Annotated in this window: 22 protein-coding genes; 6 read left to right on the top strand and 16 right to left on the bottom strand. The window is 31.2% G+C overall.

What is annotated here, in order from left to right; genetic code table 11:
- Positions 1 to 924 precede the first annotated feature (924 nt).
- From Q0616_RS08420 to Q0616_RS08455, 8 genes are all read right to left on the bottom strand, one after another.
- Positions 925 to 2196: a chloride channel protein gene (locus Q0616_RS08420; protein ID WP_286496856.1), complete on the bottom strand. Its 1272-nt coding sequence runs from the start codon at positions 2194 to 2196 to the stop codon at positions 925 to 927.
- 47 nt (positions 2197 to 2243) lie between these two features.
- Positions 2244 to 3449, bottom strand: coding sequence for an NO-inducible flavohemoprotein (hmpA, locus tag Q0616_RS08425; protein ID WP_298776442.1), 1206 nt, complete (start codon positions 3447 to 3449; stop codon positions 2244 to 2246).
- A 364-nt stretch (positions 3450 to 3813) separates the two neighbouring features.
- The gene (locus Q0616_RS08430) at positions 3814 to 6897 is read right to left on the bottom strand and encodes an efflux RND transporter permease subunit (RefSeq protein ID WP_298776444.1); all 3084 of its coding nucleotides are present in this window, start codon (positions 6895 to 6897) and stop codon (positions 3814 to 3816) included.
- Between the two features lie 11 nt (positions 6898 to 6908).
- Entirely contained in the window at positions 6909 to 7958 is a 1050-nt protein-coding gene (locus tag Q0616_RS08435; protein ID WP_286484070.1) for an efflux RND transporter periplasmic adaptor subunit, read from the bottom strand.
- A 65-nt stretch (positions 7959 to 8023) separates the two neighbouring features.
- On the bottom strand, positions 8024 to 9349 hold the full coding sequence (locus Q0616_RS08440; RefSeq protein WP_298776448.1) for a TolC family protein: 1326 nt from the start codon (positions 9347 to 9349) through the stop codon (positions 8024 to 8026).
- Positions 9350 to 9482: 133 nt separating this feature from the next.
- Complete coding sequence (locus tag Q0616_RS08445; RefSeq protein WP_298776451.1) at positions 9483 to 9653, bottom strand: hypothetical protein; 171 nt, start codon at positions 9651 to 9653, stop codon at positions 9483 to 9485.
- Complete coding sequence (locus Q0616_RS08450; protein WP_298776453.1) at positions 9650 to 10105, bottom strand: hypothetical protein; 456 nt, start codon at positions 10103 to 10105, stop codon at positions 9650 to 9652. The genes Q0616_RS08445 and Q0616_RS08450 overlap by 4 nt, the downstream gene beginning before the upstream one ends.
- 12 nt (positions 10106 to 10117) lie before the next feature.
- Entirely contained in the window at positions 10118 to 10714 is a 597-nt protein-coding gene (locus tag Q0616_RS08455; RefSeq protein ID WP_225541491.1) for a TetR/AcrR family transcriptional regulator, read from the bottom strand.
- A 481-nt stretch (positions 10715 to 11195) separates the two neighbouring features.
- Between Q0616_RS08455 and Q0616_RS08460 the strand changes: the two genes are divergently transcribed.
- Entirely contained in the window at positions 11196 to 12479 is a 1284-nt protein-coding gene (locus Q0616_RS08460) for an NAD(P)/FAD-dependent oxidoreductase (protein ID WP_298776460.1), read from the top strand.
- A gap of 76 nt (positions 12480 to 12555) precedes the next feature.
- Here Q0616_RS08460 and Q0616_RS08465 read toward each other — a convergent pair whose 3' ends face one another.
- Positions 12556 to 13017 carry an Lrp/AsnC family transcriptional regulator gene (locus Q0616_RS08465; protein WP_260542768.1) on the bottom strand — a complete coding sequence of 154 codons (462 nt, stop codon included), beginning with the start codon at positions 13015 to 13017 and terminating at the stop codon, positions 12556 to 12558.
- 328 nt (positions 13018 to 13345) lie between these two features.
- On the opposite strand from Q0616_RS08465, the gene metK reads away from it, so the two are divergent.
- Positions 13346 to 14605 carry a methionine adenosyltransferase gene (metK, locus tag Q0616_RS08470; protein ID WP_286484073.1) on the top strand — a complete coding sequence of 420 codons (1260 nt, stop codon included), beginning with the start codon at positions 13346 to 13348 and terminating at the stop codon, positions 14603 to 14605.
- A 61-nt stretch (positions 14606 to 14666) separates the two neighbouring features.
- On the opposite strand, the gene Q0616_RS08475 is transcribed toward metK, so the two are convergent.
- Positions 14667 to 15044: a hypothetical protein gene (locus Q0616_RS08475; RefSeq protein WP_298776462.1), complete on the bottom strand. Its 378-nt coding sequence runs from the start codon at positions 15042 to 15044 to the stop codon at positions 14667 to 14669.
- Between the two features lie 100 nt (positions 15045 to 15144).
- Positions 15145 to 15528: a hypothetical protein gene (locus Q0616_RS08480; protein ID WP_284583500.1), complete on the bottom strand. Its 384-nt coding sequence runs from the start codon at positions 15526 to 15528 to the stop codon at positions 15145 to 15147.
- A 145-nt stretch (positions 15529 to 15673) separates the two neighbouring features.
- Here Q0616_RS08480 and fabG point away from each other — a divergent pair, with 145 nt between their 5' ends.
- Together fabG and menD are read left to right on the top strand one after the other, a co-directional pair.
- Complete coding sequence (gene fabG / locus Q0616_RS08485) at positions 15674 to 16417, top strand: 3-oxoacyl-[acyl-carrier-protein] reductase (protein ID WP_171622256.1); 744 nt, start codon at positions 15674 to 15676, stop codon at positions 16415 to 16417.
- A gap of 82 nt (positions 16418 to 16499) precedes the next feature.
- Positions 16500 to 18170: a 2-succinyl-5-enolpyruvyl-6-hydroxy-3-cyclohexene-1-carboxylic-acid synthase gene (gene menD / locus Q0616_RS08490; RefSeq protein WP_286496858.1), complete on the top strand. Its 1671-nt coding sequence runs from the start codon at positions 16500 to 16502 to the stop codon at positions 18168 to 18170.
- A gap of 40 nt (positions 18171 to 18210) precedes the next feature.
- Here the strand turns inward: menD and Q0616_RS08495 are convergent, their stop codons facing one another.
- The 5 genes from Q0616_RS08495 to Q0616_RS08515 form a co-directional block, all read right to left on the bottom strand.
- The gene (locus Q0616_RS08495) at positions 18211 to 18624 is read right to left on the bottom strand and encodes an SRPBCC domain-containing protein (protein ID WP_171622194.1); all 414 of its coding nucleotides are present in this window, start codon (positions 18622 to 18624) and stop codon (positions 18211 to 18213) included.
- Positions 18625 to 18627: 3 nt separating this feature from the next.
- A complete protein-coding gene (locus Q0616_RS08500) occupies positions 18628 to 19005 on the bottom strand; it encodes a hypothetical protein (protein ID WP_298776469.1) in 378 nt (125 codons plus the stop codon).
- The gene (locus Q0616_RS08505; RefSeq protein ID WP_298776472.1) at positions 18962 to 20947 is read right to left on the bottom strand and encodes a hypothetical protein; all 1986 of its coding nucleotides are present in this window, start codon (positions 20945 to 20947) and stop codon (positions 18962 to 18964) included. The genes Q0616_RS08500 and Q0616_RS08505 overlap by 44 nt, the downstream gene beginning before the upstream one ends.
- A 66-nt stretch (positions 20948 to 21013) precedes the next feature.
- Positions 21014 to 21769, bottom strand: coding sequence for a peroxide stress protein YaaA (yaaA, locus tag Q0616_RS08510; protein WP_171622196.1), 756 nt, complete (start codon positions 21767 to 21769; stop codon positions 21014 to 21016).
- A 21-nt stretch (positions 21770 to 21790) separates the two neighbouring features.
- On the bottom strand, positions 21791 to 22411 hold the full coding sequence (locus Q0616_RS08515; RefSeq protein WP_171622197.1) for an L-threonylcarbamoyladenylate synthase: 621 nt from the start codon (positions 22409 to 22411) through the stop codon (positions 21791 to 21793).
- Between the two features lie 290 nt (positions 22412 to 22701).
- On the opposite strand from Q0616_RS08515, the gene Q0616_RS08520 reads away from it, so the two are divergent.
- Together Q0616_RS08520 and Q0616_RS08525 are read left to right on the top strand one after the other, a co-directional pair.
- Positions 22702 to 23442 carry a hypothetical protein gene (locus Q0616_RS08520; protein WP_298776474.1) on the top strand — a complete coding sequence of 247 codons (741 nt, stop codon included), beginning with the start codon at positions 22702 to 22704 and terminating at the stop codon, positions 23440 to 23442.
- Positions 23421 to 23996, top strand: a complete 576-nt coding sequence (locus Q0616_RS08525) for a T9SS type A sorting domain-containing protein (protein WP_284583495.1) — start codon at positions 23421 to 23423, stop codon at positions 23994 to 23996. The genes Q0616_RS08520 and Q0616_RS08525 overlap by 22 nt, the downstream gene beginning before the upstream one ends.
- Positions 23997 to 24076: the final 80 nt, after the last annotated feature.

The raw sequence follows: 24076 nt of genomic DNA on the forward strand, positions 1-24076 counted from the left end.
TTGTGCGAATTGTGATTGTTTGAATTACTCCTTTTCATAATTGTAGTTTTGTAATTTACTACATAAATAGACTAGTATTATTCATGTAGTAAATTGGATTTAACTTTTATTGAAATACTAATTAGATTTCTTTCTATGCTAAATTATTCACATAAAGATTGTGATATTATGATTCAAATCATATCCGTTTAAAAACATTTATAAATCTTAAAATCAATATAATAAAAAAATACCCGCATTATTTTGCAGGTATTAGAAAAGAATAAAACATTAATAAGTGTGATATGTAAAAGTAATTAATTTAACCTTGATTTTTACCAATAAGGAGACGTAATACTAATGAAATAAAAGCCATAAACAATAGAAAATGTACTACACCATAATACGAAATTCGCAATACTAAAAATAAAAAAGCCCAAAAAATGACTAAAATAACTGCTATTAAAATAAATGAATTTTTCATCATGAAGTAATTATTTAGACCAAAATTAACCTCATCTATTTCTTGTTTTTATGATTCAGGTCATATTTTATTAAGGAAAATTTGAATTTCTTACTTCGAGTTATTGTATAAAAAAATAAAACAAGCAAAAACGATTTATACAAATAATTTGTAGATTTTTAGGTCTAAAAAAAAAGAAATAAAGGACTTTTTAATTAAAAGAAATTCAAAAATGCATTCTTATATCTGCAAAAATCACCTTGCAGTTTGTTGATTTCAATACGTAAAATAAAGATACTTGAACCTAAAATAAAGTAACCAAAGATTAGTTTTGAACGCATCAATTAAACTATTTTCAATAGATTATTTCACGTTTATTATAGAACTATTTTCATCATAATTTAGCTTCTAATTCAATGAAAATTTTAAATCCATAAGCGATAAGTTTCTGCCACAAAATTTACGTTTTACATGATTAATGATTATTTTCTTACTGAAAGTGTATAAACCGTATAGGGAAAAATCCTTTTTGATAAAAAATAACTGACAAAAGTTAAGGCAATTAAAGGCAACCAAAGTACATACGAATTAAAAATTCCGAAGGTTAAAAATATAGCAGTGAAAGGAGCGTGCAATGTAGCTCCTACTGTTAATGCTACGCCTAATATTACAAAGTTTAAAACCAATACATCAGGCACAAAATACATTTTAGTCAACATTCCCACAATTAAACCTAAGCAAGCACCTGCAAAAATACTTGGCGCAAAAACGCCACCATCACCACCTAACTTCAGTGTTAAACCAGTTGTAAAAGGTTTTACAATGACCAAAATTAACGCAAGCAACGCTATGCTAAGTATATAGCTTTTTTTTTGTGTAAATTGAATAATGGTGTGATATCCTGATCCATATAATTCGGGTAAGAAATACAAAATACTTCCCAAGAAAATAGAACCGATAAGTAATTGCAATAATGGTCTGTGTTCAAAAAAAGAAGCCTTTTTTGAATATGTCACAACCTTTGTCATATATACACCGTAAACTCCCGATAACATACTTAATACAATAAAAAATGGTAAAGCTTCATACTTCCAATCGTGAACATACTGACTGAGATCGACCAACGGATGAACATTCATTAAGAAAAGTATGGCGGTTGCAAAAGCCACGCTAAGAATATGTGTAATCCAAAACACTTTTGTTTTCTGTTTCCTTATGGTTTCATACGAAAAAAACAAACCTGCCAACGGACTACAAAACAAAATAGTGACACCACTGGCAATAGCGGCTCCCATAAATTCTTTTCTGTATTTTTTAAAAATCACATCTTTTCGCGATGCCATATCACCCAAAGTTGCTGTTGCTACAACGGTTGAAACTTCTATTCCTGTGGTTCCACCAAAAACAACGGTAAGAAATCCATTAAAGAAATGCGACAACACTTTATATGAAGGAATCTTTTTCTTTGATTGAACTGCTTCTAATACTTCTGAAATTCCTTTATTCTTCTTTTTATTAAATACAAATTGACGTAAAACATAAATCAAGGCTAAACCAATAAAAGGAAAAACAATAAAAAACAATTGAAAATCTTTTGCTTTGTGTAGCAATAAATGTTCGTATTGTTCCACCAAAGTTTTAAACATTAACGTTAGCAAACCTACTACTATACCTACCAATGCAGAACACAAAGCAATACGACTCCATTTTACCCATTGGTAATTTTTTCTGGATACGTGCGTTTTAAAATTCATAAATACAAAAGGAGAAGCTTAGCTCCTCCCTACTTAATTAAACTTTATTATAAAGATTTTGGCCCAAATTCTTCAAAGAAAATTTGTTCCTCATTAACTTGGTTCGTTTTTAAATCGCCAATCATTTTTTCGATAAATGGACGAGGTCCGCATACATAATATTCAGCGTCGCTATCAAATTTCCAATCTTCTATTTTTGTAAAATCGATATGACCTTTCAAAACACTTGCATCTGCTACCGACTCTTCTACTATATCGTAAAATTGATATTTACGAACGTTGGGATGATTGTTTTGAATATTTTTGATTTTATCAGCAAATGCATGTACTTCTTTGTTACGACACGCATGTATCCAAACCACATCTTGTTGCGCTTCTTCGTTCAAATCTAAAGTTTCTAACATAGACAACAAAGGCGTTTGACCAATTCCACCGCTGATAAATACTTTTTTGTTTGTATTTTCTTGTAACACAAAATTACCTGCAGGAGCGCTCAGTTCAACTTCACTACCTTCAACAATAAGATCGTGCAAAAAATTACTAATCATACCATTTACTGCAATGTTTGGCCCTTGTTCACGTTTTACAGAAATACGGAAATACTCAGCATTTGGCGCACAAGAAATGCTATATTGACGAATTTGTTCCAAATTCATTTCAGGTAAAAACACTTTGATACTTAAATATTGCCCTGGTAAATGATTTGGAATTGCTTTTCCGTCTTTTGGTTTTAAGTAAAAAGAAGTGATTTCGACAGATTCTTCTACTTTACTTTTCACAATAAATGTACGCCAACCTATCCAGTTACCCGTTTCTTTTTTTTTGTTTTGATACATTTTCTGTTCGTGCCCAATCATCAAATCTGCCAATTGATTATACGCTATAGTCCATGCTTCAAGTACTTCCTCTGTAGCTGCGTCCTGTAAAACTTCTTTAATCGAAGCCAACAAATGTGTACCTACGATCTCATATTGTTCAGGTTGTATATTTAAACTGCTATGTTTGTGCCCAATCATATCTATAACAGGCATTAATACTCCTGGATTTGCAATATTTTCGGCATAAGCCAAAACCGCCATTGCTAAAGCTGTTTGTTGTTTTCCCGAATGCTGATTTCCCATATTAAACAGGTTTTTCAATTCAGGATGATGTGTAAACATTCTCTTATAAAAATGTTTGGTAAGTGCCACTCCGCCTTCTCTTAATAAAGGAACAGTTGCTAAAATTATTTGTTTATTTTGATCTGTAAGCATAATTAATTTTATAATTGTGCGGCAAATTTAGGCTGACAATTTATAGTGCTTCTATGACTGCAATCATAAAAACATGTTGATATTTTTAATTACGACCATGGTTGAATTAGCTGTTAAAATGAGTGGTGAACGTGTATTAGTTTCAGTTTTATAAAGAGATATAAATGACAGTGTTGAAATGTCTTGATAGATAAATTTGATGTGATATTAATAAAACAATTGATCTAAATTTGAAAAAATAAAGCGATTATATGAAATATATCACCAGAAGTACAATTATGATTAAAAGACTTATAAAAAAAATCCGAAGAAGTAATAATTTCTCCGGATATGATAGTTAAAAATATAGTGCTTAAAAACGAAATTAATTCATCTTTTCTTTTATTGAATCTACAACATAATACACCATAGGTACTAAAAAAACTGTCAATGCCAATGATGAAAGTAAACCTCCGATAATTATCCACGCCAAGCCATTTTTCCATTCTGATGCTGTTCCACTCGCCAATGCAATAGGCAACATCCCAATCGCCATAGATAAAGTTGTCATCAAAATTGGTCGCAAACGTTCTTTTCCTGCTAAAATCAAAGCTTCTTTGTAATGTATTCCACTGCTTTTTAATTGATTTGTAAAATCTACGATTAAAATTGCGTTTTTTGTGACTAATCCCATTAGCATAATCAATCCAAGTAAAGCAAATAAACTCATGTTATTTAAAGACAAATTCAATGCTAAAAATGCACCAATAATTGCAACAGGTATAGCAAATAGCGCCACAAAAGGATAAATAAAGCTATCATATAAGGCTACCATAATCAAATAGATAAGTAAAAATGAAATCAATAAAACCGAACTCAATGCTCCAAAACTATCATTTTGTCGTTTAATTTCGCTTCCCCAAGTGAGTTCCATATTTGCAGGTAAAGGGTTATTTTCAAGATAAGCGACAACGTCATCTGCCACTGTTCCAGAAGGTCTACCTAAAGCATCTGCCGTTAAGGTTACTGCTGCTTGTCTGTCTTTTCGTTCTAAAAGTGAATGCGAATTATCTCTTTCAATTGCTGCAAACTGAGAAACCTCGATCGGAATACCCATTGGATTGATTATATGAAGTTGGTTAAGGTCATCATAATTTTCTCGACTAAATTTATCCAACCAAATACGAACAGGATATTCTGTTCCATTTTCAGTTAAAATAGCATCGTCATTCCCCGTAAAAGCTGTGCGCAAATTTGTACCCACATAAGCTGTCGTTAAGCCTAAACGTTGCATTTTATCTTTATCTGGAATTATTTTCAACTCTGGACTTCCTGTCTCGACTGATAATCGAACATTATCTGCGCCAGGAATCTTTTCAATCATAGCTTTTAAATCATGACCTGATTGTAAAACTTGCTCCAAATCGCTTCCACTCAAAGTAATTTCTATCGGTTCTGTTTTAGGGACTAAACCAATAACTGTAATAGAAAAACTAATACCTGTATATTCTTTTTGCAAATCTTCCCTTAAATTTTGCATAAATTGTTCTGTAGAGAGGTTATTAATTTGATTTTTAGGCTTTAACTGAATATTCAATTCGGTTTTGTTGACAGCACCAACTCCAATGCTTCCTATACCTGTACTTGGTCCACCTACATTACTAAAAACAGCTGAAACTTCGGGTTGATTTAGAATATAATTTTCTATTTTTTGTGACACTAAATTATTTTGTTGAATAGAGGTACTTTTATCAAACTCCAATGCCAATCGAAACTTTCCTTGATCGCCGGTAGCGATTAATTCTTTTCCTATAATTCCTTGTTTCATCATTACCGCAGTTCCTACAAATAGTAACAAAACAAATCCTGTAAAAAGCAATTTATGACCTAAAACCCAATTTAAAGTTTTGCCATACCAATTGATAAATTTGTCTAACTGATGTTCAAACCAAAGTAAAAAACGATTAAAAATAGTCGTAGGTTGTAAATCTTCTTTTTTTCCAATGCGTGAAGCTAACCAAGGAGTTAACGTAAACCCTACCAATAAACTTGTTAACGTAGAAGTAATCACTACTACCGAAAACTGTTTGAGCATATCGCCTACAAAAACTTGTAAAAATAAGATGGGTAAAAATACCACTACATCCACCAATGTAATAGAAAGTGCTGAAAAACCAATTTCCATTCGTCCGTCCAAAGCTGCAGTTGTTTTATCCTTTCCTTTATCCAAATGACGTTGAATGTTTTCTAAAACAACAGTTGCATCATCCACCAAAATACCAATAATTAAAGACATGGCAAGTAAAGTCATCAAATTAAGCGTATAACCTAATAGCCACATCACTGCAAAAGAAGTAATTAAAGAAGTTGGAATAGCGACCAAGACAATCAATGCATTTCTGAAACTACGCAAGAAAAGTAACATGACCAATGCAACTAAAATAACAGCTAAAATCAAATCATACATCACCGAATTAACAGCTGCAATAGTTGTATCCGTACTATCGTCAGTGACTATAAATTGTACATTAGAGCTTGAATTTTGTTCTTCGATCGATTGGAACTGTTCTCTTATCAATTTCGAAACATCTACGGCATTGGCATCTCCTTGTTTCTTAATCAATAAACCTATCCCATTTTTACCATTGTAACGACTGTAAGAAGTAATTTCTTTCACTCCTTCTTCTACAGATGCAATATCTTTAACGTAAATCGGACTATTTGGAAAAGGCATTGCAATTTGTACATGTTGAATTTCTGAAAGTGTATTAAATTTCCCAACTAATCGAACCGAGTTATTTTCTTGGTCAGTTTGCAATTTACCAACAGGAATATCAATTCCAGAACGATTAATGGCTTCCACTATTTGATTCATAGAAATTTTGTAAAGCTTCAGTTTTTCTTTATCTACTTTTACTTGAATTTCTCGTTCTTCTCCACCTAAAATGGTAATTTCGGCCACTCCTTTTAATTGTTGAATTTGCGGTAGAAAATCGTCTTTCATTTTCTGGTAAAATACAGTCGATTCTAAATCGCTTGTTGCACTCACCGACATTATAGGCAAATCATTAGGTGACACTTTGCTCATCACAGGACTCTGAATATCCTTTGGTAAATCCTTTCGAATATTATCAATATAGCGTTGCGCATCCTGCATTGTTTTATCCAAATCTGTTCCATATTTAAGATTGGCAATGATCACAGAAGCGTTGGGCAATGATTTTGTAATCAAATAATCTACACCTTCTAAATTAGAAAGTGCATCTTCTATTTTTCGGGAAACAGAAGTTTCAACTTCATTGGGTTCTGCTCCGGGATAAGCAGTACGGATAACCACAACAGGTTGATTAAAATCGGGCATCAGTTCATAGCTCAAATTCTTAAAACCAATGATTCCTAAAAGCGTAAATACACTAAAAAGTACAATGATCAATGAAGGCCTTTTAATGGAAATTTCTGAAATGTTCATTATAACTGATTTTATTTTATTGTGATATTCGCTCCATCAAAAAGGTTGATAAATCCATTGGTTACAATTACATCTCCTTGGTTTAAACCGCTTGATACAACTGCTGAATTACCTACATTTTTTCCTACAGTAATTGGTTGTATGATTGCTTTTCCATTTTTTATCAAATACACTTTTAGCTTGTCTTTTTCTTTGATAATTGCCGAAGAGGGAATAACAATACCTTGATTCTGTTTGCTATCAGAAAGACTTAATTTACCAAACATTCCTGCTTTTATAGATAAATTATTGATGTTATTTACATGGAATTGTATAGGAAAACTATTACCACTATTAGCTTTACTTCCAATCATTTTAGTCGTTACTACAAGTGGAAAATCGGGATAAAGATCCGCACTAATTTTATAAGCTTGATTGGTTTGAAAATAAATCAAATCATTCTCTGGAATATTGATTGTAAAACGTAAACTGCTTATATCTGTAATCTGCAATAAAGGAACTGCAGGCGCTGCAAAACCACCAACCTCATTTAATTTAGCTGTAATCACTCCATTGAACGGAGCCTTAATAGCTGTTTTTCTAATTTGTTCTACTAAACTTGCTTGCTGTATTTTGGCTGATTTTAGATTTAATTTCGTTTTTTCCAACTGAATACCTTGTACTGCATCGGCTTCTGCTAAAATTGTATAACGTTTTACATCATTTTCTAAACCTTCAATCTGAACTTCAATTGTTTGTAACTGATATTTTAACAACGAGTTATCCAATTGTACAAGGGTTTGCCCTTTCCTTACTTGGCTTCCCATATCTACTAAAACAGCATTAATTTTTCCTTGAATATCCGAACTAATTTTAGATTCTTTATTCGGTTCAAAAATTCCTGTATAGGAATTCTCTGTATCTATCGCTCGCAAACGAATACTGTCTACACTTACAACAATCGGTTTTTCTTTATTGAATTGATAAACCTTACTTTCGGTAGTTTTCTTATTGCTTGTAAGTCTAAAAACAACCAATCCGATGAGAATAATCCCCACTATTATCCAACTTATCTTTTTCATATTACCTAAATTAACGATGTATAACTAAGCGCTAAAAATTGAGTAGCGCATTTAGTTTACTACGTTTAGTTTTTAATGATTCCTTTCAGTTTTTTTATTTCTAAATCAGCTTTTAAATAATCCATTATAGCCAATAAATAATTTTGCTGCGCTTCTCTAAGTGCATTGTCTGCCAATAAAATATCCGTTAATGTTGCAACACCTTGTTTCTGTTGTAGAATTGATTGTTCGTAAATTGACTGGGCTAAATTTATTTGATTTTTAGTGTTGATGATTGTTTGTTGTGCCATCGTTTTTTGTCGTTCACTATTCTCTATCTCTACTCTATTTTTATCATCAATCAATTGCGCTTGCAGTTCGTTATTACTAATTTCTAATTTTTTCTGATTGATCTTTTGAAGAGTAACCGTTCCGTTGAAAATTGGATAATTGAGTTGTAAACCTACAAAGCCAATGGGATAAAATTTAAGAAAATTATCTGGTGCTTTATCATAACCAAAACCTGTTGTTCCATACGAAGCAACCAAATTAATTGTCGGAAGAGTTTTTGATCGATTTAAAACAGTTAATTCATTGTTTAATAACTTATTATAAGCTTTGACAATTTCAAAATCAACTGTATTTTCTCTTGTATAATGGTTCAGCTGTTGTTCTTCTAATTCAGCAATTACGTCCACATCTTGTTCCATAGGAATTCCAATATTCAATTTCAACATATTTAATATTGAACTGTATTTATTCGATACATTTTCCTTTTGTGTACTAAGTTGATCAGCTTGCAATTGTATTTTACTAACATCTGTTCCTTTTGCCAAAAGTTGTTCTTTCAAAAGTTGCATATTCTTTAATAGCTTTTGTGTATTTATCCAATTACTATCCAAAAAATCAAGTTGATTTTTAAGAATTTGAGCATTGTAATACAAGGTCGTAATGTCGTATAAAACTTGTTCTTCCGATTTTTGAAATTGAAGCTGACTAAGTTCATTGGCGATTTTAGCATTCTCAATTGCTCCATAAACCTGTGGATTATACAAAGGCATTGTCAATCGGACATTTGCATTGATATTATGCGGTACGCCAAATTGTATATTTCTGAATTGTCCTTCGGGCACTTGCGGATTAAAGACATTCATTGGCATCAATTGTGTAGGCAATTCTATAAAATAATTATAATCAACATTTGCTGCAATTTTCGGAAGCAAATTAGCTTTTGCTTCTTTTTCCTTGTACGTACTGATATTGATGTTGTTTTGATTGACTTTCAACGTTTTATTATGCAGAATTGCCGAATCAATGCATTGCTTTAATGTCCAAACTTCTTGTGCCTTAACTGTATGCCATCCGATAAAAAAGAGCGGAATGATCAATAGTTTGCGAGCGTTCACTAACATTTTGGAGTAAATTTTTTTATTTTAAAAGAATTAAATGTGATTTACAAGTTGCATTTAACCAATGTTTCACATGAGGTTCTATCGAAATATAATCGCCTTGTTTTAAAGTAATTTGTTGCCCTTTTTCATCTTCTTAAGTTGTTATCCCACTAACACATACAAGAAGTGCTGCTGTTTTTGTAATATGTTCTTTTAAAATACCTTTTTCTTCTAATCGAATAGCCGTCGAAGTTCCCATTTCTCCTTTAAATAATAAAGTTGCTGAAACTTCTTTTTCCTGTTGATGTAATTCTTCTAAATTCATTTAAAATTTTTATGATAATCTTGATATGATTGTTGCAAATTTGTAATCGCATGCGTTGCTTTTGCTGAATCGGTTTCTGCTTCTAATGTTTTAACTATTTCCAAGTGTGGAAGTAACCATTTGTGCAATTCATCGTGACTCTTTCCTTTCATTGTACAACTTTTTATGAGTTTACTGTTTTCAGATTTAATTTCTTCTGCAAGTAACTTATAATCTGTACCATTCGTTTGGATATAAGTATTGACTAATTCTTCACCCTTCGATACAAAAGGTTTCATTTCTTCATTCACTTTCCATTTTTCGCCATTGTTTAGCTCGATAATATCAGAATTTTCGTTGTGCTGATGAGCTGTCTCATCTTGAACTTCTGATTGCATTGCATTTTTTTCTGATGTAGTGTTACAACTCCAAAAGAGCATGACACTCATTGCTACTACAATTGTTTTTTTCATGTCCTAAAATATTTATTGTTTCTTATTTTCAATCATTTCTAATAGAGTTTCTAAAACTATTTTTCCATCATTTACCAAATCTGTTGAATGCCCCGAAATTTTCCATTTCAGTACAGTCATTCGTATTGACCCAAGAATAATAGTTGTAAGAGTAGAAGCATTAATTCGTTTATTATACTGACCTTCTCTTTGCCCTCTTTCAATATTAGACTGCACAAATTGTTGCATTAATTCTATTATTTCAGAAACTTTATTGCTTAAACTTCCGTCAAAATGAAAAATACTTTCTGCGAAAATGACACTTACAATTGCTGGTTTTTCTGTAAATGTTTGCAATTGAGAATTAAAAATAATTCTAAGTTCTTCTTCTGCTGTTGCATTATGATTCATGATAATGGTACTGATACGCTTCTTCATTTTCGTGATGAAATAATGAAGTAGACAAAGTAAAATTTCATTCTTACTTTTGAAATGACGATACAAAGCAGGCTCCGACAAACCAATATCAGCTGCCAAAGTTTTGATGGTAAGGTTTTGAATCCCATATTTATCAATACGAGCTGTTGCTGCTTCCATGATTTCGATCTGTCGATCTGTAAAATTTTCCATCTGAATTAATCGTTTCTATTGGTTGTTAGTTAGTATTCACTCGCAAAAGTAACAACTAATAATTTATCGTACAATTATTTTTGACTTAAAACTTTTAAATCTATCTTGTATTTGATTATTTTTTTCCTTTTAACTACTATTTTCAATAAATAAAGTCAAAAAAAACAACTGTAAATCCTGGTATTGATTGTCATAAATTCAACACTACATTACTCATTTTTTTAATTTTATAAACGCACTTTTCAGCCAAAAGAAATCGTGAAATTTCTTTATTAATCTTATTTTTGCAAAATAATTTTGTCTTTAAAAAAATATAAATTTGAGTAATATAGTCAATTGGATAAGTTGTAAAGCTTGTAACGGTCATGGAACAAAAAGTCAAGGCGTTTCGAAAAAAAAACTTTTACGCTATGAATTTGCTCTCGCTCAATATAATAAAGATAAGAATACTAGCTCTGCTCCGATAAAGCCAAAAAAATCCATGCAAATTTGTACTTCATGTTCAGGTACTGGATTGACCATTCATAATGAACGTCCTGTAGCGGATGAAAACAAGTATCCACATGTTGCGATAATAGGTGCTGGAATTGGTGGTATTGCGTTAGCTTTAGCCTGTTTGCATCGACAAATTCCTTTTACTCTTTTTGAAAGAGATCGCACGTTTAATGATCGTTCGCAAGGATATGGTTTAACATTACAACAAGCGAGTAAAGAGATGAAAAAGTTTGGTATTCCTACTTTAGATAAAGGCTTGATTTCTACTTTACACTTGGCGCATACAATTGATGGTAATGTGATTGGTGAATGGGGATTAAGAAAACTAATTCATAAAGAATCTGTAGAAACAAGAAACAAGAATAAACCTACTAATATTCACATCGCCAGACAATCTTTGCGTTTAGCTTTCTTAAATCAATTAGGAGGAAATAGTCACGTTTTATGGAACCATCAATTAATTGATTATAAACTAAATGACAAGATTGAATTAACCTTTGATGTTGATGGTGTTCAACAACATTTTAAAGCCGATTTATTGGTTGGTGCAGATGGAATCCGAAGTTCGGTTCGTCGAACATTGATCAAAGAAGAAATAAATCCTTTACGTTATTTGGGCTGTATTGTTATTTTAGGAATATGTCAATTAAGTGCATTAGAAAATTTAAATAATCCCTTATTAGATGGCTCAACTGTATTTCAGACGGCTAACGGAACAGAACGTATGTATATGATGCCTTATGATGAAAATGCAGTAATGTGGCAATTTAGTTTTCCTATTTCAGAGGAAGAAGCAATGGAATTAAGTAAAAAAGGAGCTAAAGAATTAAAAGCTGAAGTCGTAAAAAGAACACAATGGCATTCTCCTATTCCCCAGATTATTGCTGCAACTGAAACCGAAAAAATCACAGGATATCCTGTGTATGACAGAAATCTATTAGAACAAGATTTGTTAAAAAATGCGGGGTCAGTCACTTTACTTGGCGATGCTGCGCATCCCATGAGTCCTTTTAAAGGACAAGGTGCTAATCAGGCGTTGTTGGATGCGTTGTTATTAGCAAAAAAGATTAAATCCGTTTGTCAAAATCAAGGAAAAAATCATGATTTGCGTAACGATATTTTACAACCTTACGAAAAAGAAATGATTGAGCGTAGTAGTGTGAAAGTCAAAAAATCGGCAGAAGCTGCAAAATTTCTGCATTCGGATATTGTTCTCAAAGAAGGAAATGTAACCTTTGGGTCGAAATGGTCTTCTAATTTAGAGCAATAACTTAAAAACAATTATATTCTAAAATAATAAAAGAGGAACCAAAATTCCTCTTTTTTCATTTTAAATTTATAACTGATTAGACCAATTGATAAGCTGTGTCATCTTTTACATCACTAATAACAAACGTACTATGAGAACTTCCAATAACTTTGATCGTTGTTAGTTTATTCACCATAAAATCTCTGTATTCGTCCATATTCTCGAAAGACATTTTTACAATGTAATCATAATCCCCACTAACATGAAAACAAGCTTGTACTTCTTTCAAATTTTGAATTTCAGTTTCAAAAATTCGAATATTACCTGCCGAATGTTGCTGTAATTTGATGTGACTAAAAACAAGTAACTCTTTATTTATCAACCTTCTATTAACTAAAGCTACGTATTTAGAAATAATTCCTGATTTCTCTAATTTTTTTATTCTTTCATGAATAGCAGTTGATGACAAGTTCAACTTATCAGATAATTCTTTGTAAGTAATTTTACTATTTTCCTGCAAATACATCAGTAGTTGTTGATCGAGAGTATCAAATTTCATTGTACAATTATTTTTTTTCTAAAGTAACAATATTAATTTGAAAAATAATCTAAAAAAACAACAAAAAGTTATCATCCTTAGAAAATATATTCTAAAATTATTCATTTTCATTATTTGTATTCTGAAATTCAATTCAATCCTCATAATAGTCTACTAAATTAATAGAATAATAATTCATCTTTTTCTTTTCTAATTCATTTTATTCATTGTATATTTGAACTCGAAAAAATCGAGAGGAAAGATTTGACTGATTGCAACCTCATAAAATAATTGCTAAAACAGGACTTCAGTTATTTCCTCCCCTCATATATCTTAAAAAAATATAGAAATGTCATATTTATTTACATCAGAATCAGTTTCTGAGGGGCATCCTGATAAAATTGCCGATCAAATTTCTGATTCAATTCTTGATCACTTTTTAGCATTTGATGCTAAAAGTAAAGTAGCTTGTGAAACCTTAGTAACAACTGGACAAGTTGTATTAGCAGGAGAAGTAAAATCAAATTCTTATATTGATTTACAACGTGTAGCAAGAGAAACTATCTCTGAAATTGGTTACACTAAAAGTGAGTATATGTTTGATGCAAACTCTTGTGGAATTTTTTCTGCAATTCACGAACAATCTCCAGATATTAATCAAGGTGTTGACAGAAATTCTGATGAAGAACAAGGTGCAGGTGACCAAGGAATGATGTTTGGTTACGCAACAAGCGAAACAGAAAACTATATGCCTTTGGCATTGGATTTATCGCACAGATTATTAAAAGAATTGGCTCATATTCGTAAATACGAAAAAGATTTATTACCTTATTTACGCCCAGATGCTAAATCTCAAGTAACAATTGAGTATGATAACGACAACAAACCAGTTCGTATTGATACAATTGTTATTTCTACTCAACACGATGACTTCGCTAACGAAGAAGCGATGAGAGATAAAATTACAAATGATTTAATTAGTATTTTAATTCCTCGAGTTAAAGCACAATTACCAGTTCATTTGCGCGATTTATTTACAGATAATATCACTTATCACATCAATCCTACAGGGAAATTCGTTATTGGAGGACCTCACGGAGATACAGGTTTAACTGGTCGTAAAATCATTGTTGATACTTACGGTGGTAAAGGTGCACACGGAGGTGGTGCATTTTCTGGAAAAGACCCATCAAAAGTAGACCGTTCTGCAGCTTATGCGGCTCGTCACATTGCTAAAAACTTAGTTGCTGCTGGTGTTGCAGACGAAGTATTAGTTCAAGTTTCTTATGCTATTGGTGTTGCTGCTCCAGTTTCATTATTGGTTAATACTTTCGGAACTGAAAAAGTTAATTTAACAGAAGGAGAAATTTCTAAAAAAGTTTCTGAAATCTTTGACATGAAGCCTTTCGCTATCGAGCAAAGATTGAAATTAAGAAACCCTATTTACAAAGAAACTGCTTCTTATGGACATTTAGGTCGTGAACCTAAAACAGTTACAAAACGTTTTGAATCAGCTAACGGACAAGATGTTGTTGAAGTTGAAGTTGAATTATTCACTTGGGAAAAATTAGACTTTGTAGATCAAATAAAAGAAGCTTTTGGCTTATAAGCTGAAATTTTTATACCCATAAAAAATCCACTCAATGAGTGGATTTTTTTTATGATTATTATTACTTTATTCCATTAACCAACCAATACGAATCACCAATTTGATAAGATATATTGATACTATCTTTTGTCATTACAATGAATTTCGTTGGTGACCAATTTACATTTCGAAGTGAATTAGAACCTGTCATTTCCATCTCAATATCCTCAATAGGATCAACATGTTTGTTATTTGCTGTTTCAAAATTAAAACTGTATAATGTGTTATTTTTTGACACTCTTACAGTACCGCTGTCCTTTTCTTCTATTCCCAAAGAATCTCGAAAAATAATAAATCGTCTTTCATATTTTTCTTTGTAAACTTTATTTTGGCTATCATCTTCATTTGAACACGAAAATAAAGTCATCAAAATAGTCATCAAAAATAAACTCGTTTTCATTCAACTCTTCTTTATACATTTAACTATATTCAGTAAAAAATATTGCACAAAAAAAAGACGTTCTATTTTAAACGTCTTTCCTTTTACATTAATTCGTTACTTATCTTGTTGCGTTAGCAGTCCAAACTTTTCCATCTCTTGTATACAAAATCGTTAGTTTATCACTATCAATTCTAATGTACGAAGTCTCATCAGCACCAATACTCACTAAAGTATTATCACCTTTTTTCTCAAATTCAACTCCATTTAAATCAGGAATTTTATCCGAAAAAGCAAAATTGTATTTTGTACCACTTGCAATTTTCGTTACAAATACACTACCATTATCAGAACTTAGTCGATTATCTCCGTCAGTATAACTAATACTTCCTTTATAAGTTCCTGCAAAAAAATCATTATTTGCTGGATCATCGTCATCACTACAAGCTGCAAAAATGAATAAAGCGAAAAATGTTACCGCTAATAATTTCAATAGATTCTTCATGTTTTATATTTTTTTGGGTTTTATATGATTGATATTTTCAATTATAATACCATTAAATGTTAAAGAAAATCAATAAAGTAAATTTTAACATTTTTAACTCTCGCAAAAAATCGTACTTTTGGAACAATATATAATACCTATAAACATGAATTTATTGCAAGGTAAAACAGCAATCGTTACAGGCGCAACTCGCGGTATTGGAAAAAGTATTGCTGAAGTTTTTGTGAAAAATGGCGCAAACGTTGCCTTTACTTATGCTTCTTCTGTAGAAAAAGCTAAAGCTTTGGAAGAAGAATTGGGACAATTTGGTAAAGTTAAAGGTTATCAGTCTGATGCTTCTGATTACGAAGCGGCTCAAAAATTAGTTGAAGATGTAATTGCAGAGTTTGGTCAAATTGATATCGTAATCAATAATGCTGGAATTACAAAGGATAATTTATTGATGAGAATGTCTGTAGAAGATTTTGAGAAAGTGATTCAAACGAATCTTAATTCTGCTTTCAACCTAACTAAAGCAGTTATCAAACCAATGATGAAACAACGTTCAGGATCTATCGTAAATATGTCTTCTATTGTTGGAATCAAAGGAAATGCTGGTCAAGCAAATTATGCAGCTTCTAAAGCAGGATTAATTGGTTTTTCTAAATCAGTTGCTTTAGAATTAGGTTCTCGCAACATTCGTTGCAATGCAATTGCACCAGGTTTTATCGAAACAGAAATGACTGAAGTTTTAGACCAAAAAGTAGTTGAAGAATGGCGTAATGGTATTCCATTAAAACGAGGTGGACAACCAGAAGATGTGGCTAATGCATGTTTATTTTTAGCTTCAGATTTATCAAGTTATGTAACAGGACAAGTTTTAAGTGTAGACGGTGGTTTACATACTTAATTCTTAAAAATATCATACTTTTTGAAAGGTTTTGTTTAGTAAATTTGCTACTCAAAACCTTTTATAATTTAAGACAACTACGTTGAGAAAAATATCAAATAAATTAAATGTTCAATTGATTGCCGAAACATTTTTGGCTTTTGGAATTGATCATATCGTATTATCGCCGGGATCTCGAAATGGAGCATTAACGATGCAGTTTGCCAATGACAAACGTTTCAAAACTTATAGTGTTATCGACGAACGTTCGGCTGGATTTGTTGCGTTGGGAATGGCACAGCAACTTCAGAAACCTGTTGTCGTTTGTTGTACTTCGGGTTCGGCAACTGCAAATTATTACCCAGCGATTACAGAAGCTTTTTTTCAGAATATTCCTCTAATTGTCCTATCTGCTGACCGTCCTGAACATTTGGTAGATAATTTTGATGGACAAACCATTCGTCAAAATAATTTATTCGAAAAACATTCTGTTCACAACGTTCAATTATCAGAAAGTGAGGAAACAGATGATTTGACACGAAATATGTTGTTGACGAAATATGCATTGATTGATTGTATGCATAAATCGGCACCAATTCATATCAACATGCCATTTTCTGAGCCTTTATACGAATCTGTTTCTACGCCCGATATAGAAATTGATAACATCACAATTGATGAAAAAGTATATCCTGAAATTGATGTTATTGATTTTATGCGTCGTTGGAATACGTCGAATCGTAAAATGATTTTGGTTGGTTTGCATCATCCAAATGCCAAATTTGATTATTTGCTTAAGCAATTAGCACAAGATGATTCGGTTGTTGTACTAACAGAAGTTACTTCAAATCTTCATAATGATCGTTATTTTAATAAAATAGATCAGGTTATTTTTCCCTATTCAGAGGAAGAATTAGAAGCTTTGAAACCAGATATTCTTTTGACGATTGGACAAAATATAGTGTCTAAAAAGATCAAAAAGTTCTTGCGTGAAAAACAACCAACGCAACATTGGCATTTAGATGAATATTGGCAACCAGATACATTTCAGGCTTTAACGGACAAAATTGAAACAAAACCTGAATTCTTTTTAGAGCAATTTGTGCCATTTGTCAATCCAAAAGAATCGGATTATTATACAACGTGGAATTCGATTAGAGAAGCAAATAATATCAAACACAAAGAATATATCAATATGATTCCGTTTTGTGATTTGAAAGCCTTCGATTCTATTATTCGAAATTATCCTGAAAATTGGCAAATTCAATATGGAAATTCTACTGTTATTCGTTATGGATTATTATTTGATCACAACGATTCGAATCCTGTTTTCTGTAATCGTGGAACAAGTGGAATTGATGGCTCTACTTCTACCGCAATTGGTGCTTGCATCGCTTCTGAACAAAATACAGTAATGATAACAGGCGATATTTCATTCTTTTATGATTCGAATGCGTTATGGAATGTTAATTTACCTTCTAATTTCAGAATTATTTTGATCAATAATGGTGGTGGAAATATTTTCAAATTTATTCCTGGTCCTTCCGAAACAGATGTTGTCGAAGATTATTTCGAAACCAAACATCATTTCACAGCAGAACATTTAGCTAAAATGTATGATTTTGAATATGAAGTCATTTCAAATTTAACTGATTTAGAAAATTCTTTCAACAATTTTTATGCAGAAAGTAGTCGTCCTAAAATTTTAGAAATTGATACGCGAAACGCATCGAATGATGCTATTTTGAGAGGATATTTTTCTTTTATAAAATAGATGAAATCATATAACAAAATAACCTTCAAAAATTTGAAGGTTATTTTGTTTGCACATATTTCTTTATGTTTTGCATCATATTTATCCAAGCATTTTCTGAATGTGATCGTTCAAACTCATCAGCGAAATCTTTACCTTCAATTGATAAATACGTAAAATTACCCACAGATTTTAGATTGAAAATCACTTCAATTTCATGATCAGAGTTTTGTTTTTTGTAATTGTAACGCAATCTTTCATTCTCTAAAATAGACGTTATGAGTGCCTCATCTACAATTTTTTCATTATTCTTCTGCGTTTCAAAAATAATCTTCTCTCCTACTTTCCACTCGTTACAACTCATTTTCATATCGTCAAAACACGCACTAAATGAATCTTCATTTGTCAATACTTTCCAAATATTTTCGGCAGAACTATCTATCGAAATATTTAGCAACACTTCATCTTTTTCCATTCTTTATTCTTCTAATTTTTTATATTCTTCCAATTTATTTTTATAATTCACCGAAACTCTAATTGCCAATAACCCACTTAATCCTTGTAAATCATCTATTTCAAGATATTCGATATCATTTTTTAGAAATCCCTTTTTTATCAATAAATTAATATAATTTGTGTATTCTTCTCTCAAAATATCTTCGGTATAAATAATACAAATTTTATGTGGCTGATTGATGCGTTCATTTGAACCTTTAACAAAAGCCTTACTCAATCTTTTCTTTACGATTTCGTATTTTGCATTGTTGTATCCATTAACATCAAAGCGTTTTTCGTCTAATTTAAACAAAATATCAAGCGTCGTATTGGTTGCATATAGTAACGAAGCAACTTCCAATTTTAACGGATTTTTTTTTCTGAATATTTTTGTAACCTTGCTCCAAAGCAATCATCGCTTGCAATTGCCAATACCTTATTTCTCGAATATTTTGGTACGAAAATTTATTTAAAGGCGCTATACTTCGACCAACGTATAAATTATAATCAATTCCATCCGTTTTAAATCGTTCATAATAATGAGGAAAAATCTCTTGCGCATCCTTCTGAAAAGCATCCAATTTATTCGACAAAAGAGAATTTGTCATGGCAATAGACTGATCAAACTTTTTACGTTCCACATAATATAAACCTGTGGTCGAATCTAATTTTTTCAGATATTCTTCTATAATTGATTTCTCATCTTCTTTGACATATTTCGGAATTTCGGGATGTATTTGAAAAGAAATATAATCAAATAATTCACTTTCAAAATAGATTTTATCGACATTATCAATTCGTTCTAAAAAATTTTGCAAATCTTCAATATAACTCAAGAATTTCACTTTATTCGAGCGTTTATGCAATTCTTTACAAATCAAGATCAAATAATTTAATTGATTGATATAATCCATTTTCAGACATTCATTGCGAATATTGGATGAATTTCGCACATCCAATTCACCGTAAATTGGATAAACATTTTGAAAAGAAATTTGAGATTTTTGTTTCGAATTTCCTCGATTTAATAGATGTTCCTTAGCTTTTTCTCTAAATTTCCAATCAACACTTGGGTGCAATGAAGTATATTCGGTTTGGATATAAGCGTTAATTTGATTTTCAAATTCTACCGAATAGCGGTAAATAGATTCTTCTAAAAGCGGTGTAATTTCGCGTAAAAGATTCGCATTAATTCGATTAAAAACTCCAGTTTCTTTTGAAGCAATTTCTAAAACACCAAGACATGAATTTCCATTTTTAAGTGGATAAAGAATTAAACTCTTGATTCCTGAATTTTTAGCAATTTTCAACATTTTGTCTTGAGGAAATTTCGTGAGAGCTGCATCAACACTTGAAACAACATAATAATCAGCTTTCGAAATTTTATTTTGTAAATCAGTACAAGCGATATCAGTTAATTTCAATTTTTTACGATGATCCATCAACAAACTATTATTTAATTGCAAAAGATGGCTAATCTCCAATTGATTTTTATCTGAATTGTAAGCAGAAAAACCAACCTCAAGTTCATTGATTCGAAATATTGATTTTAAAGCCGAAATAATATCAGATCTCACAATATCAAAAGGTTCTCCGTAAGATAAAAGTTTTGACTTCAAGTTAGAAAGTGCGATTTCGGTTGTGTTATCAAAAAATGATACCAAGTTAAACCCTTTGGCAATCCACGAACCAATCGGAATTTTTTTCATCCACAAGGAAGTGTCTTCGTAATTATTCAACAAGTCATCAATTTCATCTTCAGACAATTCGAATTTGTTTTCAGAAGGAAATATTTTAAAATAATCATGATTAATATCCGTTCCCAAATAGGTTTTGTAACCATTTTCATTTTCTATAACCAATTGATTGGATAAATTGAATTCTAAATTTTTATGGTAATATTTTGATAAAATAAAACAACAACAAAACTTATAGAGTGTTTCATAATCAAGGTGTTCATAATTAAATTTTAAGCTTGATGTCTTATTCTCTATGAATTCCTTTAATCGATCGGTTGCAAATATAAATTTATCCGAAAACGGGAAAGTTATTGCTTTCAGGTTATATTTAATAAAAGGTTTTGGAATAATTTTATCGATAATTGGTTCTACATTATGAATTAATTTTTCAAAATCTTCAAATGTTTCCACTCCATCAATCAATTCTGGACGAGTTACTTTTAGGTATTCTAAAAAGGCATTAAACTCTCCAAAATTATATTCAGACGCTTCGAGTTCCTTGAATAAAGTCTCGAACGAATAAATAATTTTTATAGGTAAATTATCTATAAAAGGTTGTTCCATATATTTCTCAAAAATAACAAAAGACTACTTTTTAGCAGTCTTTAAGTTATACATATTATTTGTAAATTATCGTGTAAAAACCAATTTTTCTTCGGTAGATAAATTCTCATCAAAACGATACCCATCTACATCAAATGCTTTTACTTGATCCAATGTTTCAACATTATTTTCTGCACAATAACGCGCCATTGCTCCACGAGCATGTTTAAAATACATCATGATTTTTTTCAATTCACCGTTTTTGTAATCCTGAAATTCTACATCGATCATTGGTGCTTTTAGTGATTTTTTATCCAGAACTTTCGCATATTCATTACTCGCTAAATTTAGGATAAACTCTCCCTTCTTTAATTTTGAATTAAAAAATGACGTTAAAATTTCTTTCCAAAAACCATATAAATTCTTAGAACCATGCACATCTAATTTGGACCCCATTTCTAAACGATACAACATTACTTTATCAGAAGGTCTCAACATACCATATAAACCAGAAAGTAAAAAAGCATTTTTATTGAAATAATCTAATGCTTCTTCGTTTAACGTTTCTGCATTTAATCCTCTATAAACCTCGCCTTTAAAAGCTAAAGCTGCGGGAATAGCTTGTTTAGCTGTTGGCTTTATCGTCCAATTTTGATTACGTTCTACATTCATAGCAGAAATATCTTTCGAAATTTTCATCAATTTTTCAAGATCCTTTGCACTCATTTCTTTCATTACATCCATAATTTCTTGTGATTGTGCTAAAAATTGTGGTGTAGTCGCTCTCCATTTTGCATTCGTTTCAAGATTCATCATCTTTGCTGGAGATAATAATATTTTCATGTTTTCTTTTCTTCAAATAAATTATAAATAATCTTCAATATCACCTTTACCTTCACGCAAAACTTCTACGCCATCTGTCATATCAACAACTGTCGAAGCAACATTATCACCGTAACCGCTATCAATTACAGCATCTACTAACTTTTCCCATTTCTCAAAAATTAATTCGGGATCAGTAGTATATTCCACAATTTCATCTTCATCATAAATAGATGTTGATGCAATAGGATTTCCTAATTTTTCGACAATCAATTGCGGAACAGCATGATTCGGCACACGAATACCTACTGTTTTCTTACCTTTATAAGCGACAGGTAAACTGCGTGAGGCATTCATAACAAAGGTAAACGGACCTGGCAATGCACGTTTTAAGATTTTGAACGTACTATTGTCAATTGGTAATGTGTATTGAGATAAATGGCTCAAATCATTGCAAACAATAGAGAAATGCGACTTTTCGAGTTTAACGCCTTTCAATCGCGCTAATTTTTCCATTGCTTTAAGATTTGTAATATCACAACCTAATCCATACACTGTATCGGAAGGATAGATAATTAAACCTCCATTTTGTAAAATTTTAACCACTTGATCAATTGATTTTTCTTGTGGATTTTCTGGATGAATTCGGATATAATCTGCCATTTGTAAATCTTTATCCAAAGATACAAAATTGACAACAAATCAATTCATGTATAGATTCTTGTTTTTTATTCACCGATTGAATTAATCAATGTAAATTACGTATTTTAAAATAACCAACGTCTTTGTTAATTTAAAATTCAAGAATTTCAAAAACACATAATAAAATTTAATTAACTAATTTTCAATGTTTTAAGTTTTATAAAATCAGAATTATTATGATTATTGAATTATTTTATAAAACATATCAATGTTATAAATAACTTAGTAATAAACAATTAACACAAAGTTATATGAATAATTTTTATTCAAAATTATTATTTATAGGAGCCTTAGCACTCTCATTTTATACTAATCATGCAAATGCACAAGTTTATGCGATTGGTTCTGGGCAAACAGCAACGGATGTAACTGATGATGGAAACATTATTACATTAAACACTTCGGAAGCTAATTTCTTTTGGAGTAAAGATGAAGGAATCCAAGTCTTAAATGAAATGCCTGAAAATGTATACAATGTAGGTTCTCCAAAAGTTTCTAAAGATGGTAGTCTAATTGCTGCTTCGGTTGCTAATCCTGCAACAGATATTGTCGAAATGGGTTTATATAATTTAGCAACGGTTACATGGCAATATTTAGGTTCATTTGGACAACATTTAGATAAAGTTGCAGGATCTGTTTGGGATTTTCAGCCAGATGGTAGTAAAGTTGTAGGTTTAATTCAATCAAAGGATAACAATGCGCATGCTGCTGTATGGACAAAAGAAGAAGGTTTAGTAGATTTAGGTTCAACAGTTGAAGAAAGGTTTTCCCGTATCAATGCGGTAAGTAATGACGGTAAAATATACGTTGGATGGCAAGATGGAGAAGATGGCAATAGACAGGCCGCATATTGGGAAGATAATAAACAAACAATTGTTAAAGGACCAAATGATGAATTTGTAACAGAGTTTTCTGGTGTTTCTGGAGATGGAAAATGGATGATTGGTGCATTTGGATTTTCAGCTTCAAAATGGAGCAAAGAAGAAGTCTAATTACAATTAATCACCCTAACGAAAACATCTTCTTTAGAGGAGCTTCTACTGCGACGAATAATGATGGTAGTACAATCGTTGGTTATTATAGAGGATGGCCTGGATCAGCTGCAATGGGTGAAGGGTTTATTTGGACAGAAAAAACAGGTTTAGTTTATCTGAATACATACGTAAAAGAGAATTTAGGTTACGATGACTTAGGAATAACATTCGCTTTACCATTAGGTATGTCTACAAATGGAAAACATATCGTTGGTTTGGGAAGAACAGACGATGCTTTAGTTTCATTTCTAATTACTCTACCCGATTCTGATTTAGGAACTTCCGAAGTTATTAATACTAAATTTGAAGTATTCCCAAATCCAACTACAGATATTATACAAATTAAAACAAAAGGTAATTTAACTTCTTCTGTCGTCTATAATTTACAAGGACAAATAGTATTAAAGTCAACTAAGAATGAAATCGATGTATCACATTTACCAAATGGAATTTATATTTTAAAAACACTTATTGATGGTAAAGAAGCTACAAAGAAAATAATAAAAAAATAAATACAAAAGCCACTCATAATGAGTGGCTTAATTTATAAAAAAAAATAATCTAATTATTTTTCAAAATCTCGTGAAATACA

Origin of the sequence: uncultured Empedobacter sp. (assembly GCF_937930195.1) — a bacterium.
Taxonomy (GTDB): domain Bacteria; phylum Bacteroidota; class Bacteroidia; order Flavobacteriales; family Weeksellaceae; genus Empedobacter; species Empedobacter stercoris.

What these genes read in the sequence shown, in the direction of transcription:
- Q0616_RS08420 (WP_286496856.1), bottom strand. Translation starts at nt 2,196, where the DNA reads ATGAATTTTAAAACGCACGTATCCAGAAAAAATTACCAATGGGTAAAA.
- hmpA (WP_298776442.1), bottom strand. Translation starts at nt 3,449, where the DNA reads ATGCTTACAGATCAAAATAAACAAATAATTTTAGCAACTGTTCCTTTA.
- Q0616_RS08430 (WP_298776444.1), bottom strand. Translation starts at nt 6,897, where the DNA reads ATGAACATTTCAGAAATTTCCATTAAAAGGCCTTCATTGATCATTGTA.
- Q0616_RS08435 (WP_286484070.1), bottom strand. Translation starts at nt 7,958, where the DNA reads ATGAAAAAGATAAGTTGGATAATAGTGGGGATTATTCTCATCGGATTG.
- Q0616_RS08440 (WP_298776448.1), bottom strand. Translation starts at nt 9,349, where the DNA reads ATGTTAGTGAACGCTCGCAAACTATTGATCATTCCGCTCTTTTTTATC.
- Q0616_RS08445 (WP_298776451.1), bottom strand. Translation starts at nt 9,653, where the DNA reads ATGAATTTAGAAGAATTACATCAACAGGAAAAAGAAGTTTCAGCAACT.
- Q0616_RS08450 (WP_298776453.1), bottom strand. Translation starts at nt 10,105, where the DNA reads ATGAAAAAAACAATTGTAGTAGCAATGAGTGTCATGCTCTTTTGGAGT.
- Q0616_RS08455 (WP_225541491.1), bottom strand. Translation starts at nt 10,714, where the DNA reads ATGGAAAATTTTACAGATCGACAGATCGAAATCATGGAAGCAGCAACA.
- Q0616_RS08460 (WP_298776460.1), top strand. Translation starts at nt 11,196, where the DNA reads ATGCAAATTTGTACTTCATGTTCAGGTACTGGATTGACCATTCATAAT.
- Q0616_RS08465 (WP_260542768.1), bottom strand. Translation starts at nt 13,017, where the DNA reads ATGAAATTTGATACTCTCGATCAACAACTACTGATGTATTTGCAGGAA.
- metK (WP_286484073.1), top strand. Translation starts at nt 13,346, where the DNA reads ATGTCATATTTATTTACATCAGAATCAGTTTCTGAGGGGCATCCTGAT.
- Q0616_RS08475 (WP_298776462.1), bottom strand. Translation starts at nt 15,044, where the DNA reads ATGAAAACGAGTTTATTTTTGATGACTATTTTGATGACTTTATTTTCG.
- Q0616_RS08480 (WP_284583500.1), bottom strand. Translation starts at nt 15,528, where the DNA reads ATGAAGAATCTATTGAAATTATTAGCGGTAACATTTTTCGCTTTATTC.
- fabG (WP_171622256.1), top strand. Translation starts at nt 15,674, where the DNA reads ATGAATTTATTGCAAGGTAAAACAGCAATCGTTACAGGCGCAACTCGC.
- Q0616_RS08495 (WP_171622194.1), bottom strand. Translation starts at nt 18,624, where the DNA reads ATGGAAAAAGATGAAGTGTTGCTAAATATTTCGATAGATAGTTCTGCC.
- Q0616_RS08505 (WP_298776472.1), bottom strand. Translation starts at nt 20,947, where the DNA reads ATGGAACAACCTTTTATAGATAATTTACCTATAAAAATTATTTATTCG.
- yaaA (WP_171622196.1), bottom strand. Translation starts at nt 21,769, where the DNA reads ATGAAAATATTATTATCTCCAGCAAAGATGATGAATCTTGAAACGAAT.
- Q0616_RS08515 (WP_171622197.1), bottom strand. Translation starts at nt 22,411, where the DNA reads ATGGCAGATTATATCCGAATTCATCCAGAAAATCCACAAGAAAAATCA.
- Q0616_RS08520 (WP_298776474.1), top strand. Translation starts at nt 22,702, where the DNA reads ATGAATAATTTTTATTCAAAATTATTATTTATAGGAGCCTTAGCACTC.
- Q0616_RS08525 (WP_284583495.1), top strand. Translation starts at nt 23,421, where the DNA reads ATGGAGCAAAGAAGAAGTCTAATTACAATTAATCACCCTAACGAAAAC.